General features: G+C 36.3%; 12 protein-coding genes. All 12 read right to left on the reverse strand.

The window, feature by feature from the left end; all coding sequences use genetic code 11:
• Position 1 precedes the first annotated feature (1 nt).
• The 12 genes from ABYB02_RS01810 to ABYB02_RS01865 all read right to left on the reverse strand — a co-directional run bounded on the left by ABYB02_RS01810 (position 2) and on the right by ABYB02_RS01865 (position 14,562).
• Positions 2 to 2,224: a GumC family protein gene (locus ABYB02_RS01810; protein WP_372760471.1), complete on the reverse strand. Its 2,223-nt coding sequence runs from the start codon at positions 2,222 to 2,224 to the stop codon at positions 2 to 4.
• Between the two features lie 19 nt (positions 2,225 to 2,243).
• A complete protein-coding gene (locus ABYB02_RS01815) occupies positions 2,244 to 2,762 on the reverse strand; it encodes a polysaccharide biosynthesis/export family protein (protein WP_372760473.1) in 519 nt (172 codons plus the stop codon).
• Positions 2,762 to 3,976: an outer membrane beta-barrel protein gene (locus ABYB02_RS01820; protein ID WP_372760475.1), complete on the reverse strand. Its 1,215-nt coding sequence runs from the start codon at positions 3,974 to 3,976 to the stop codon at positions 2,762 to 2,764. The genes ABYB02_RS01815 and ABYB02_RS01820 overlap by 1 nt, the downstream gene beginning before the upstream one ends.
• Positions 3,960 to 5,351, reverse strand: a complete 1,392-nt coding sequence (locus tag ABYB02_RS01825; RefSeq protein WP_372760477.1) for an undecaprenyl-phosphate glucose phosphotransferase — start codon at positions 5,349 to 5,351, stop codon at positions 3,960 to 3,962. Before ABYB02_RS01825 ends, ABYB02_RS01820 begins: the two co-directional genes overlap by 17 nt.
• Before the next feature lie 756 nt (positions 5,352 to 6,107).
• Positions 6,108 to 7,064, reverse strand: a complete 957-nt coding sequence (locus ABYB02_RS01830) for a phosphoribosyltransferase family protein (RefSeq protein WP_372760479.1) — start codon at positions 7,062 to 7,064, stop codon at positions 6,108 to 6,110.
• A 252-nt stretch (positions 7,065 to 7,316) separates the two neighbouring features.
• Positions 7,317 to 8,036 carry a WecB/TagA/CpsF family glycosyltransferase gene (locus ABYB02_RS01835; RefSeq protein ID WP_372760481.1) on the reverse strand — a complete coding sequence of 240 codons (720 nt, stop codon included), beginning with the start codon at positions 8,034 to 8,036 and terminating at the stop codon, positions 7,317 to 7,319.
• Between the two features lie 9 nt (positions 8,037 to 8,045).
• The gene (locus ABYB02_RS01840) at positions 8,046 to 8,843 is read right to left on the reverse strand and encodes a glycosyltransferase family 2 protein (protein ID WP_372760483.1); all 798 of its coding nucleotides are present in this window, start codon (positions 8,841 to 8,843) and stop codon (positions 8,046 to 8,048) included.
• A 33-nt stretch (positions 8,844 to 8,876) separates the two neighbouring features.
• Positions 8,877 to 10,103, reverse strand: coding sequence for an EpsG family protein (locus tag ABYB02_RS01845; RefSeq protein WP_372760485.1), 1,227 nt, complete (start codon positions 10,101 to 10,103; stop codon positions 8,877 to 8,879).
• Positions 10,104 to 10,113: 10 nt separating this feature from the next.
• On the reverse strand, positions 10,114 to 11,025 hold the full coding sequence (locus ABYB02_RS01850) for a glycosyltransferase family 2 protein (RefSeq protein ID WP_372760487.1): 912 nt from the start codon (positions 11,023 to 11,025) through the stop codon (positions 10,114 to 10,116).
• Positions 11,026 to 11,057: 32 nt separating this feature from the next.
• Positions 11,058 to 12,335, reverse strand: a complete 1,278-nt coding sequence (locus ABYB02_RS01855) for a flippase (RefSeq protein WP_372760489.1) — start codon at positions 12,333 to 12,335, stop codon at positions 11,058 to 11,060.
• A 74-nt stretch (positions 12,336 to 12,409) separates the two neighbouring features.
• A complete protein-coding gene (locus tag ABYB02_RS01860) occupies positions 12,410 to 13,438 on the reverse strand; it encodes an acyltransferase (RefSeq protein ID WP_372760491.1) in 1,029 nt (342 codons plus the stop codon).
• Positions 13,439 to 13,683: 245 nt separating this feature from the next.
• Positions 13,684 to 14,562 (reverse strand): ATP-grasp fold amidoligase family protein, encoded by an 879-nt coding sequence (locus ABYB02_RS01865; RefSeq protein WP_372760493.1) that lies wholly within the window; start codon positions 14,560 to 14,562, stop codon positions 13,684 to 13,686.
• Between the last annotated feature and the right edge of the window lie 137 nt (positions 14,563 to 14,699).

A 14,699-nucleotide genomic window follows, 5' to 3' on the forward strand; every position in this document is an offset into this window, starting at 1 on the left:
ATTAACCCTTTTCTTCAGGGGGTAATTTTTCTACTGGCTGTGAGTAGTCATAATAATCGTAATAGCCATAGCTGTGCTCATCGGCAGATTTACTCATATTTACTTGATTTAGCACCACTCCCGCCACATGTGCTTTCACTTCAAATAAACGTTCTAATCCAGCTTTAATAGGTTTTACCCGTGTCATATCTGCTTTAACTATATAAACAACTGAGTCAACGCTTTGGGCTATCACTAACGCATCACTCACAGCCTGAGTGGGGGGGGTATCAATCACAATATGCTCGTATTTGGTTTTTAACACTTTGAGTAACTCTTCAAAGCGGTTATTTGACAACAACTCCAGTGGATTAGCTGGAATTTGGCCACTGGGCATAATAGCCACCCCAGAGCGTTCGTCTAGATGCACACACTCAGAAAACTGCTCTGTGCCGGTAATTAAATTACTCAGCCCGGGGTGGAATACCGGAATATCAAAACGTTTTGCTAAACTTGGCTTGCGTAGATCACCGTCAATAAGTAATACCTTGCCCATTTGAGCCAATGACATAGCTAAATTAGCGGAGGTGGTGGTTTTCCCCTCGCCAGGCACACTCGAAGTAACCGCGATAATTTGATGCTCTCGTGCTAATTGAGTAAGTAACAAACTCGTTCTGAAGGTACGCACCGATTCAGCAAAACGCCGGTATTCATCATCTAAATACGCATGTATATGAAAATTATTTTTTCTTGACGTTTTAACATGGGGTAATAACCCTAACATTCGTTGCGCTAATTTGCTTTCAACATCATTTTTCGTTTTCACGGTGTCATTTAAAATATCAAATATTAAACTCATGCTCACAGCAAAGGCTAAACTACTAATAAATGTAATGATAACGATAAGTTTTTTATTAGGTTTAGTCGGTTTCTTCGGTGCATAAGCACGATCAGTAAAGCGTGCCGCCGCCGATGTAAAATCACTGGTAACTTCGGTTTCTTTAGAGCGTGATAAAAAGGTGTTAAAAATATTACGATTCGTCTCAACTTCACGTTTTAGCTGGTTATATTTAGTTTCCTTGCGAGTAATATGTTGATATTCGTCTCGGGTCTTTTTTAAATCGCTTTCTAACGTCTTAATTGTACGCGTGATCCTATTTAGCTCTTTCTCTATGCCAGTGACCAGCCCTTTTATTTGTTTATTTAAATTCGCCTTCACTGTAACCAGCTCAGCCTTGGCTGAAATCATTTTAGGATGTTTGTAACCGTATACCTCTGCGAGTTCGCTGACTTTGCGCTCAACCAGTATTACTTCGCGCTTCACATCTTGAATCACTTTATGCGAGGTTATCTCTGGCATACTACCTAAAAACTCTATATTATTATTGCCATATTCCTTAATCACCCTATTAATACTCATTAAATTATTTCTTGCAGCTCGAGTTTCCACTAATTGCTGAGACATTTGCTCTAGTTCTTGGGTCACTAACCCTGCAATCCCTTCAATATCAAAAAGCTGCTGCTCTTCTCTGTATGCTTGCAAACGTACTTCAGAGTCATCTAATTGAATCCTTAACTGTGAGAGTCGCGTATTTAACCAACTTGTTGCTTGCTGGGTAATGCCCATTTTTGCACGCATTTGGTTTTCTATATAAACCTCTCCTATAGTATTGGCCACTAATGCTGCAAGCTTTGGATCACTGGACTCAAAACTAATTTTTACTAATTGTGTTTTTCGAATAGGGCTCACAACCAAGGCTTTGTTAAATATAGCGAGCATATCCTGCATTTTTTCTTCTTGTTGCTCTTGGTGGGAAAGTAATTTAGTTTCTGTTTGATTTAAGAAAGGTAGGTACTCTTTAATGAGTATATTCAACTCGTTAAAAATTGAAGGTTTAGGAGTAAAGTCTATATGTGATTGCAAATCCAATTTTGCAATCACTTCGCGCGCAATACTGTCTGATTTCATTACTTCGAATTGCGTTAAGTAATATTCCTTCTGATCAGAGTCTAAGCCGTAAATTTCTTCAAAACTCACAGCCTTCGCTTGCTTCGCTTCAATTAATAACGTGGCGCTTGCTTTATACTGAGGTGTTAATGTTAAGGTTATCATCATCGCTAATAGCGTAATAACAATCGCAAAACTTAAAATTTTCCATTTTGCTTGTTTAATGACATGCAAATTGACACCTAGTTCAATAGCATCATTATTATTAGTAATTAACTTTCCTGAATTTTCGTTCATGCATCACTGCCTTTAACAGCTAAAACAAGCGTTGTTCGATTTTAATAGTATCACCCGCTGCTATTTGACTATTTAAACTACCTCTAATTCGCTGCTCTTTGGCTTGCTCTTTAAAAATATATATTTTATCTACTGATGCGCGCTCGGTTAACCCACCAGCAAGTGCTATCGCTTGATTAACTGTCATTGCCGGTTGATAAGGATAAGCACCAGGATTATTCACCTCCCCATGTATATAAAAAGGACGATATTGTACAACTTGTGCATAGACACTAGGGGTCAGCAAGTAATCTGGCTGTAAGCCATTGCTTATAATTTCTTCAACTTGTGATATATTTAAACCCACAAGTTTGACCTTGCCTAAAAATGGGTAATTAATTTCTCCACTATTACCCAATAGCGCAGTGACATCTAAGTCGGGTTGACCAAATACTTTAATCTCTATTTTATCGCCAGCCCCTAAAATATAGTTATTTGCATTTTGTGCAAAGCTATTTACTGTTAATAAAAGCAGCACAAGAAAAATGGTCAATTTCATCAATTAGCCTTTAAAGCAAAGGTAAAATTAACCCCTATAATCAAACGATCATATTCAATTCGACTTTGATTAGAGTTTTTATCAATAAAATCAACATAACTAGAGACCATGCCAAAGCTAGTTACTAAATAACTTAAAGCCACGCGAGCCGTCTTTGTTTTATCCTGCCTATTAGTATTATCGGTATAGTGTTCGTCGGCATAATTAAGGCTTGCCAAAGAGCTTAAATCGTTGCGCCAATTGTGCTCCCAACTAATGTTATAAATACTCTCTTTAATATAATCGCCAGCAACTAAAGGATCTCTGGCTGATCGACTCGTTAAAACTTTAATGGATGAATAAGTTAATGGCTGCCAAAGTACTGCCGCTTCCCAACTAACCCCATTAAAATCTTCGCGTAATTGGGAAATAAAATCTTTGTCTTGATAACCAATTTTAAAAGTACCAGACGTGACAGCCGTGGCATCCCACTCTATTCCTAATAAAATTTTTCTGTCGTCTGAATCGCGCGAAACACCGTTTGCTTGCAAAGTATCATAACGATACTGTTCTTCTTTAAGCTCTAAAAAAGTACGCGTGGCGGCATGAGTATTATAAAAACCGGTAATACCCAACAGGGTTTTATCATAGTCACGGTATTGTGATACGGCTCTAAAGTTTTGATACTTTTTACTGTAAAAGCCTGCTGCAAAAGCTAATTGTGCTTTCGAATGCCGCGAGCCATATTTATATTTAGCTGATATATCTTGCTGATTATATTCCACAAGTTCATCAACTATATTGCCTAATCCTTCGGTTAAACCACTACCACGGGGCTCGTATAACCAATCCATATCTGCAGACAAATCAATACTATGCTGGCGAGTAAACTCCTTATGAAGCGCGGCCCCAACATTAACTTGTGTATAATTATCAGTGGTATCTTTATTATGAAATGACGTTTGCGTGCCAAAATTGAGTTTGTAATTATCTGGGCCATCATCAATCACGGCTAAAATATTTGGCGCTATGCTCCATATTAGCCGCGACTGTTCATTGTCTGGCGTTTTAAACATATTATTGTTTGTGCTTAAGCCGGTTTGTAAAGTTGGTGTAATTTCCGCACCATCTTTACTCATAAAACTGCCCGGTTTTAGCATAGCGGATGCGTATGAGCTAACGCCTAAACTTGCTGTAAACAGGCATGATGTAATCAAATTAATAGGCGTTTTCATGCTTAAATCCTTTAAAGATTGTTAGGAATATTATTTTTATATCAAACATTAATGACCAGTTCTTAATATAGTGTAGGTCATATTCCACACGTTTCGCCATTTTTATTACAGTGTCGGTTTCACCTCGCCAGCCATTCACCTGCGCCCAGCCTGTAATGCCTGGCTTTGCTTTATGGCGGAACATATAAAACTGAACTTTTTTTCTATACTCTTCATTATGTGCAACGGCATGCGGTCTTGGCCCTACAATCGACATGTAACCTTCGAGCACATTTAAAAACTGTGGTAGTTCATCAAAACTTGTGCGGCGTAAGAAGCGACCAACCCTTGTGACCCTTGCATCATTTTTAGTCGCTTGGCTAACATCATTATTTTTAGTATCTGTCATTGAGCGAAATTTCCACACTTTTATTTTGCGTCCGTCTAGCCCGTAGCGATCTTGTTTAAAGATCACCGGCCCAGGTGATGTTAACTTAACAGCAATCGCGATTAGTAAAAGTAAAGGAGAAATCAATAACAATATAATTAATGAAAAAAGGATATCTTCACACCGCTTAATAAGCTCGTGTGAACCAAGACAAGGCGATTCAACCATGCTCAAGGTATCAATCTCACCAATATGTTCAATTCGACCCTGTATCAATGCAGACAGTAAAAAATCGGGGATTATATGCACATCGACTGTAGTATCGCCTAGCTGTAATAATAAATCGGCAATACGCTTATCGGCTTTCAACGGTAAGGCGATGTAAAGTGCTACAATTTTACCTTCCCGAGCTAGATCAATCGCTGTTTCGATATTTCCTGCAACACTCTGTGTCGCAAATACACGTTCAGGTTTACGATCGTCATAAAAGCCTACAAAGTTAAACCCTAGTTCCTCATTTTTAGCTATTTCATTATATAAATATGCCGCGCTTTCTGTTGCCCCTATAATTGCCACATTTTTTAAGCACAGCCCTAATTTACAACGATTTTTTTTAAATAAATAAACTAACAACCGCCAGAAATATAGCAATATTAAACACAGTGAAAACCATAAAGTAAAAGCAGTGTTTGACAAAGGCGCAGAGACACTGAGCAAAACTATAATCAAGTAACTACAAACAAAAGCGACACACATAGCCGCCCACACATGTAGCACCATTCTTTTAAACTTCCCTGCCCGCCAGACTTTATAAATGGCAAAGCTATCAGCGCAATATAAATAAACTAACGATATTCCGAATAACACTGCAAAATTAATTGCAGAGTAGGCAAGATCATAAAAAAAGGCTGTGAAGTGAAACGCGACAAATAAAGTCGCTATATCGAAAAGTCGGTAAAAGCACGCATCCGATGTACCAGATAATTTAAAAGTCTTCATAGCGTTCATATAATTAACCCCTATGCCAGACCATATGAATGAAGAAAATTATTACTATATTTTGCTATTAATATTAAGTTAACAATGCAAACCGCACAATTAACATACACTTGTGTTTACTATTAAAGATCACAGCGGGGGTAGTTTTGGAACGAAAAATAAGCACTAGTAAACAACTTTAAAGTAGCTAAACATTGACTTATTAACATTTAATAAGCCACACGATTAACTACTACCAAGTCACATTAAGTTCGGCTGGGGTTAAAACGAGATGAGCAGTACTAGCTACTGTTTTGGAACTATCTACTTATTAATGAATAAAATTTTACTACAGCCTAGCGGAACTGACATGAACTATCTTCCTTGCTAGTTTGCGCAGCGCAACTTCTTGGCTGAACACCAGTAAGCTAATAATGCTCGTGTTCATACTGACAAGCTCACCTCTATACAGTGCCGCGTGTGGCTGAATAAATTTAATACAGAATAAATTTTTCTTTTTAAAATCTAAACAAAAACAAACGCACTAACAGAAATTATAAACTTATAAAATACCAAAATATAAAGTGCCCCCCCTATTTATAAAAAATAGCAGCTAAGTAAGCATCGAAATAACCATGAAGCATGCCATTGAATGCTTTACAAGCTAAACATAAATTAATAAACAGAGATGAAGGCATTGACTGCAAGGACATACAGCGCTAAGGAACGATTATTTACACTCGCTGTGACAACGTAAAGACGTAACCCATTACTGTAGTAAAGCGATTAAAACAGCTTTCTCAGTTGGGTTTTAATAGTGTGCGGAATAATGGCAGCTAAACGCTCTTTAAAGCTTGTTTGTACACTGTGTTTGAAGTCATATAACTTATTGTTAATTAGCAGGTTATCAGAAACACAAAAGACTGGCTTGTGAGTTATATTGTTAATCTCGATACTTTGCTGATACTCACTTTCAATAAACAATTCCGCTTTACATTTATTAAAGAACGCGGCTTTATACTGAGCATACACAGCATAATTGTGAACAGTTTCTTTATCATTACGCTCACACATAATTAAATGTTGATACTCAATATTCTGCTCTTTAAGCCATAACTCTGTTTCTTTACGATACCTTTCCAAGCGGCTGGTCACGAGAGCAAAAACTTTTCTAGACGGAATAAACAATGCTGGGGCATTCAAAATAAACTCTCTATATTGTTCAGCATCGTTGGTTTGCCCAACTGTTGGCTGAACACATAACACCCCATCAATACACATACACGTTGCACTTAAAATTGGATGGTGAAAAATGTTCCATTCAAATACACGAGGCGATGGCACGTATTCTAAGAAGAAGTCGATATCAGTGCGGTTTTTTATAGATGAGTAAATAGCACAGGTCGTTATTTTACTATGTAAATGTGTAGGGATGAGCTGCATATCCGATTTAATAGAGCTCCCCGTTGCAATACTATCATCCACTAACAATATTTTTTTGGCGTGTTGTGGATACTTTAAATGCTCATTTTTACTTTTACGAGTTCGTCCAGTCTTTAGCTCTGAATTATTAATTAATGATATTAAGTCTGTACAATGAATATTCAAATACAAGGCCATAATACTCGCAGGAGTTAAGCCACTTCTGGGTAAACCAACTATTAAATCAAAGTCTAACCTTTGAACCTTAAATAAGTGTTTTTTTATATCTTGGCTTAAATGGCAATAGCTTTTATAGTTCACTTTAATCACCTTTCCTTTATTAGCTTTCCTCGAACAGACTTGCTGCGCTATTACCTAAATAAGAGTTATAAAGGGTAGTACAAATTAGCGTAAAATATAGCTGATGCTTAATATAGTGCCGATAATAGGTTTTATATAAAGAACCATTTAAGTGTCGCCCACTTGCCCTTCTGCTGCATAGAATACCATGTGATTGTGGCCCACACATGGTTACTATCCCCACCATGAAACAAGCTAGCATCATCCTACCTGTTACTTGGTATTAGTATAATATACACGCCAAAAAAACACTGGGATGCCTAATATATAGCGCGAAAATAGTCTTCTCGGTTCCCAAACCAATCGATAAAACCACTCTAAGCCTAACTTTCTTACTATTTGCGGCGCACGTCTAACCCTACCGGCCTGAAAGTCTAATATGGCACCACCACATATAATCAGCAGTTTATTTTTAGTTTGCTGTTTCAGTTGCGCCGCAACTTGTTCCTGTTTTGGCATGCCCATTACCAGCACCACGACATTTAAAGCTTTTGATTGGTAACGATGGTTATGTATAAGGTAGTCATCTATGGCTCTAAAACCATCTAAACTGTAAAAAACTTGACTATTAAACAGCCTCTTTGCTCCAGCATCTAACCAAGGTTGCTCAGTGCCATAAGCAAACCAAGTAATGTGTTTTTGGCTTTGTTGTAAGTGGCTAATTAGCCGTGGGATGAAGTCTGTGCCATTTAGGTTTAGTTGAGGAAGTAAATTATTATGCAAGCAGGCAAGTTCAATTCCTTTACCGTCTCTAAACAAATAATCCAGATCAAAAAAGTCTGCTCTTATTGCATTACTTGTATGCATCAAGTTATATGCATGCTGATTTAAAAAGCCAACAGAAATGGTTTTATCGGTATTAATAATATCGTCAAGGACATTAATTAATGACAGCTCATCAACTAATGTCAATGACTCTATAATAGGATCCACCCTACACTCCTACTTAACTTGTTTAAAATCAGCGAGCCTAATTTTCCCTTGTCCAAAAAATACTAGCCCAATCATAAGTTTACGTAAAAAATGATAGTATAATGCCAAACTCTTCCACTTATGGTTGCCTAGTACTGCAAAAGATCCCTGAAAATACTTACACCTAAACTCTGGTAACGGATCCCGATGACCAATTGTCGCCTCCGCGATAAAGAATACCTTCTTGCTGATAAGGGACGCTTTTATTGCAAAATCTAAATCTTCCCCGCCATTATTTTTACTGCCAATGCCGAAACTTTCATCAAACAAACCCACTTTGTTAAATATTTCCGCGTTATAAAAAGTGGTATTTGATGAGGCAAAACGAATTAAGTTAGCACAGCTGTGCTTATTTTGATTGATAGCTTGCTGTGAGGGCTGTGAGGAAAATTGTGTATAAAGTAGCTCAAACTTATGTTCATTATACAAAGTTAAAAAGCGGGTCCAAAACCCGTGTGGATACCAGCAGTCATCGTCAGGGCATGACACAAAGTCAAATGTGGCTAACCCGTAGCAATTTTCTGCATGCGCTATGAGTTTATTTCGTGCTTGAGATAAGGAGATAAGCTTATTTTGTCGCAAAATTATTAACTCATAATTTTTAACACGAGCCGGTAAATCATCCTCATTACATTCCTTTGCATTTTGCAGTAACAGACAGTGGGTAAATTGAGTATGCGTCACAGTATTGATTGATAATATCAGCCTATGTAAATTTTTAATATTTTCATCATTGCAAATGCATGTTGTTAATAATAAAACTTTCATTGTAGCTCCTCATAATGACTCCACATCATAAAATTAAATCTTGATAAAAAAGTAATTGTGAAATAAACCGTTAAAGTCAAAATCAGAAATATAAATCCGGAACCATAAAAACAGCGTAAATAGTACGAATGAGGTGGTAAAAAACAACAGCTTAAGTTTGATAAATCGCAGTAAAAAAGAAAAAATATAGACCAAGCCTATCCACCTAAAATAATCAAAATAAGCATAATACCTTAGCTGTAAAAAGTTAGTTAGATGCATAAAAGTGGTTAATACTATGATAGCTAAATAATAAAACCACAGTTTATCGAAGACCGTGTTATGCCTATATTTGTAGGCAAATATCGCAACAAGCACAATAGTTACATCTGCAAGTTTAAAAACAATGCCTGAGCCTCGGTCATCTAGCTCTTCATAGTTTGTAAACGTTGCGTAGTAAACCAATAAGTACACAATTGAAAGTATACTTGCGCTAACTAATACAGAGAATATTTTATAACTATTCGTGCGCTGTGGGTGTTTGGTAACGTAATAAACAACAAAATACAGCACGCTGATTACTGCTGCTGCGTTATGCGTTAATGAAGCAATAATCGCAAAAAATACAGCCCAGCGCAGCTTATCAAAATAAATAAAATATAATGTGATGAGTAAAAATGAGCCAGAGCAATAATGCCGGATCATATTAAACATATTCGTAAATTTCATGGAGTAGAACACAAAAAAAACCAGTACTAATGCAATTAATAATTCACTAAATTTAGCTGACTCCAGTATTTTAAAAATAATTATGCATGCCGGTAAGTAGATAAATAACGTAACTGTGTATGTATAAAAAATATAATTCCCATTTGTTAATTTTGAAAAAAAATATGAAAATCCATGATAAATTGGTTCGCTGGCTTTTGGCTGTACCAACAAACCATCATTTATAAAAATGACATACCCATCATCAAAAATACTTAGAAAACCATGTGGGTAATTGTTAAATGCAAACCACTGAGTAGAATACCAGCCTAAATCATTCCCAATGCCTAAAAAATCACCAAATGACCATACCTCTTTATATAAGTTCATATTGCAAAAAAGCAGTATCAAACTAATAAAAAACACATACAACCACTCTGCCCGTTTAGTTGTCAGGTAGCTAAATATTGCAAATACCCCCATAAAAAAAGGCGCGAACAAAGCTATCAGCAACACAAATACAAGTATGAATATTTTTTTATTGAATAGTTCAGCGGTGTTAGTATGCAACATAAAGTGCCTGCTACTTTGAGTAATACTGGTAATTGATAAAAAACTTAGCCAGTAATTTAAGTGATTCATAACATTGTTGACGAGTTCTTGTTCGCCAGATAACTTTTTCTATTAAAAACCTAAATACAGCTAAATTCCTACCATGCTCAAGCACGTTGTTATGATGTTTAATGCAGTCCCATCGATAATGTAACGCGTTTCTCTCAGCGGCTGACAATGTAACCTGCGCGGTTAATGCTTTTTCTAATTTACACCTTAGTTGTACTCCAGCTATTGGCCGAATACCCGAGGTAATACTTGCCCCTTGATTGATCCTATGTACAAAAACACGTTGCGGAAATACGCACACCCGCTGATTTTTTAGAAAGGCCTTTAACAACAGCGTATGATCTTGTAAGTAAGGTGTATCACAAAACCCGCCAATAGCCTCTAAAGCACTTTTTTTAATCATTATCATCGAAGTATAGCAACTCCCAGATAATAAAAAGTGCTTAGCGTGCTGCCCCACAAACAGATCTTCATTTGTTAAAACATAGGTGCCATTTTCTTCTACTTGCATATGGCTACAACATATTTCAAAGTGCACCTGTTGTTTAAAGTAATTCAGTTTTTCAATTAACTTACCTGGAATGAAAACATCGTCGTCATCTAAAAAAGTAATATACTTCCCCTGTGCCTGGCGTATCCCTATATTTCTAGCGACTCCCCCCCCAACATTTTTTAACAGCGGTAAATAAGTTATTTTTTTACTATTGATCAGCTCTGCTAAAATAGATTCCGTTTTTAATTGTTGGGCTGACCCTTGGCCATTGTCATCAACAACAATAACCTCACTCTGAGAGTGAATAAATGCACTTTGAATAGCGTGTTTTATTTTAGTAGCTCTGCCATATGTTGGAATAATGATACTTAACTCTATCATTTAGCTTCACCCTGTTACTCTTTATGAAAACCTCAGCATAACCAAGTTTTCAATTTAGTTATGCTGTATACATCCGCCGACATCCACACATTCCACAGCACCAAGCTCACACTGACAGATAACGCAGCACCTATCGCTTTATAACTAGGGACTAAAATAAATAACAGAAAAATATTTATACATAATGTGATGCATAATGCTTTTAATGAACGCTTTTCATTTCCTGTCATATTGAGGACTAAGCTAACTGAACCAAAACAAATATTAATTATTTGACCAATACATAAAATGATGAGAATGGGGTACGAAGCAAGGTACTGTTCGCCAAAAAGCAAGCCTATAAACCAATCACCGAAAAAAATTAACACAATGGCAATTGGTATAGAAAAACAAGCACTTAACTTTACACTTTTTGTTAGCAATGCCTGTGTGGATGGTATATCACCACTTTTGTATAACCTGGCTACTCTGGGCCCAATAATATTATTCACAGCAGCAAACCCTAAGGTGACTAAGGTCACCCCTTGTAAAGCAACTTTAAAAGCTGCAACAGACTCTTTTTCATCAAAATAACCTAAAAACACATGCGCAAGTTGAGCATTCATAGTGCTAATAAATACCATTAACGTAAAAGGCAGTAATGCAATGTGCCATTTTCTTAAACGGTAAATTGGGTTAACCTGTTCTAAATTTTTTGCTCGTTCTTTAAAGATCAGTCCCATCCCTAACAATAGCGTTAAAGCCGAGGTGACTATTTGCACTTTAATAAGTAGTAAACTAGTGAATACTGTTTTTGATACAATAAAATATAAGTAAATTAAAATAGCTAATAAAGGCATTAGAATAAACTCTGGGAATAACCCTAAAATAGGCTTTCTAAAGCCATTTAAAATAGCCCCTTGTTTAGAAGAAAAACTTTTTATAGGGATCAAAAACAGTGCAAACCAAAGTAAGCTTGCCGTTTGACTCGTGATAAACCCTAACTGTAAAATAACCATAGTGGTCAACATTACAATAGCAGAAGTAATGATAATAAATGCCGTAGACCATCGCAGTAAGCCCTTTAATTCATGCCATTCATGCGCTAATTCCGCCTGGGCTATTTCGCGAATAAGTAGTTGTGGTAAGCCAGCAATGACTGGGATTGTAAGTATGGCAATAATTGATAGCACATACGTATATAAGCCATACTGTTCCGGCCCTAAATAACGCGCAAGAATTACACCGGCTACCACCGACAAGGCTTTGCTAGCAACTTGCAAACCGGCTGTACCGAGAAACTTATTTAAAATTGCTGGCGATTGCTCCAAAGCCTTTCCTATATAAGTTTGTTTTATAAAAGCACAGTATGTTTAACACCCTGCAACATTACATCAGGCTGTTATCAAGCGGACTTTTCTACATACTTAACCCTGCTTTTTTGTCCTAAAAAAATTCTTGAAGTATAGTTATTTTTAGATAACACAGCCTCTATAAACATAGGTCCAAAAACGCCAAATAGCATACCAAACAGCAAATTAAGCAACAGCGATTCCACGCCTAAGTACGCAAGAAGCATTCTAGCTATAGCTAAAAAGTAAACATGATAGAGATAAATTGAGAATGAATATTTACCAATAAATACCAGCGGCAGCACTTTTATTTTAGAAAAATAAAATAGTGAACAACCAATAAACCCAGTCAGCACCCCCATGACACTATTACGCGCAAAGTTAGCGCCAGACTCCAACAAGAAAAACTTATACAGCATTAATGCACTAAAAATAACGAGTAATAATATAACTAACTTTTTATTTAACGGTGCTTCACTGTTATTTTGTGAACCCAAAACACAGCCAAGTGAAAAAAATGGTAATAAGAAGAAAAACCCCGAAAGAGAAAAAAATACAAGAGTCGTTGGCATAAATACACACACAGCAATACCAACAAAAGTCGCTAATAAATATCTATTTTTCGTTGTTATGGAGATATAAGCACACAAGCCATGAAAAACAAAAACTAAGAACATCGCCTGTAAAAACCAAAAATGAAATCGACTCTGCCAGATCACACTGAAGTAATAACTCAAATTGGTTACCTCTACGTGTTGATTAACACCTGAAACATGAGCATGAATCAATAAATACATCGGTCCAACAACAAATAGTGGTACTAACAGCCTAAAATACTTACCTTTTAACATTGCAACAAACTGCTCAGCGCTTACCCCACGAAAAGAAAAGATAACCCCGCCTAAAAAAGCAAATAATGGCATTCTCACGTTTTCTAGCATTAAATTAAAAAAATAGAAATCGTTATTTAGAGGAAGCTTTAATCCAGACACATTAGGCTCTCCTATTAAGTGGTTCAATACTAATAATAAGCAGGCCCATCCTCTTAATGTCTCAAGGCTAAGAATTTTTTTTACCTTCATAACTACCTCTGTGCATTAAAATTTTCGTCAATGAAGCTGAATTACATAACGGTTTCTACCTCTCGTATTCCCGCTTTTAGTCATCTTAATTAAAACAGGCTGATACAGCAGCGAATTCATAAGTGGCAAAAAACGTATAGCTGAAAACAGTGAACGCCTAGGATTATCGCCATGTATTTAAGCGATTTATTAACACATTAACGGCTCATAATTTAACAGCGTGTGTATAGTGGTATGGTAATAACTTAGGTAGAGCTAAGAGTTGTTTTTTTTATTTTTAATCTCATTTTTTTTGCTAATGAATAATCAAAAATTTCTGGTAAGTATTTAATGTACCCATTACCAGGGGTAAATGTGAGTTCACCAAAATATATTTTGTCTTGTAGGTATAAATCCACTCTTACAAAAGAAAATGGCTGGCTTAGTGCTTCTACCAAGGCAATCGCTTCATCCAATTTTGCAGGCTTAGGTTCAAATTTCCCTGTGTCATAGCCGTCGCGTTGAATCGCTAATGGCTGCCAAAACTGCGAGTAATAATTATGCACTTTTTGATTATGGGCATTATGTGAAATCACTTGAATAAACTCAATAGAACCGTCTATGCAATAAAATTTATAATCTTTTAATGCCTTTATAGATTCTATATATTCTTCACAAAGCACTAACTGCTCAACATTTTTATATTGTTTCTCTTTGCTTATTGCATAAAAATCCGATTCTAACCATTGCGTAATTATGTGGCGTATATCAGCAGTGTTGTGCTCATCTTTATTGTGAATTACAAGATTATAGCCACTACCATTATTGAGCTTTAACACAAACTTGTGTGGCATTTTCGCTAAGTCAAACTCTTCGGCTACCCTACACACTTTATGTAATTCAGGTAAGTAACCATCACCACATTGCTGGGTCACAAACGCTCTAACTTTATATTTATCGACAAAAATAGAGAATTCTGCAAGCTCATTACTTAGTTTCCATGAAAAAATTCTATCGCTCACGCTGTTGATATGCTGTTTTGAATAAAATCGGCGATGCAGTTTAAAGTATTCATAGCGTATGTAAAGCGAGTCAGGGATCACAATCTTTAATTTATTTTTCAGTTTTGTTAAAAATAAACTCATTTGGTCACTCTCTGATCAGTAGATTTAAAGTTTGCGATAATCGTACGTAACTCTGTCTATATGCCTATGTATACCGCTTAATAAGTAAACATAGTTGCTGCATATAAATATAAGCAATTGATAAAAAATAATTGATA

Origin of the sequence: Pseudoalteromonas sp. (assembly GCF_041613455.1) — a bacterium.
Lineage (GTDB): Bacteria > Pseudomonadota > Gammaproteobacteria > Enterobacterales > Alteromonadaceae > Pseudoalteromonas.

What these genes read in the sequence shown, in the direction of transcription:
- ABYB02_RS01865 (WP_372760493.1), bottom strand. Translation starts at nt 14,562, where the DNA reads ATGAGTTTATTTTTAACAAAACTGAAAAATAAATTAAAGATTGTGATC.
- ABYB02_RS01840 (WP_372760483.1), bottom strand. Translation starts at nt 8,843, where the DNA reads ATGAAAGTTTTATTATTAACAACATGCATTTGCAATGATGAAAATATT.
- ABYB02_RS01845 (WP_372760485.1), bottom strand. Translation starts at nt 10,103, where the DNA reads ATGTTGCATACTAACACCGCTGAACTATTCAATAAAAAAATATTCATA.
- ABYB02_RS01860 (WP_372760491.1), bottom strand. Translation starts at nt 13,438, where the DNA reads ATGAAGGTAAAAAAAATTCTTAGCCTTGAGACATTAAGAGGATGGGCC.
- ABYB02_RS01815 (WP_372760473.1), bottom strand. Translation starts at nt 2,762, where the DNA reads ATGAAATTGACCATTTTTCTTGTGCTGCTTTTATTAACAGTAAATAGC.
- ABYB02_RS01810 (WP_372760471.1), bottom strand. Translation starts at nt 2,224, where the DNA reads ATGAACGAAAATTCAGGAAAGTTAATTACTAATAATAATGATGCTATT.
- ABYB02_RS01825 (WP_372760477.1), bottom strand. Translation starts at nt 5,351, where the DNA reads ATGAACGCTATGAAGACTTTTAAATTATCTGGTACATCGGATGCGTGC.
- ABYB02_RS01850 (WP_372760487.1), bottom strand. Translation starts at nt 11,025, where the DNA reads ATGATAGAGTTAAGTATCATTATTCCAACATATGGCAGAGCTACTAAA.
- ABYB02_RS01820 (WP_372760475.1), bottom strand. Translation starts at nt 3,976, where the DNA reads ATGAAAACGCCTATTAATTTGATTACATCATGCCTGTTTACAGCAAGT.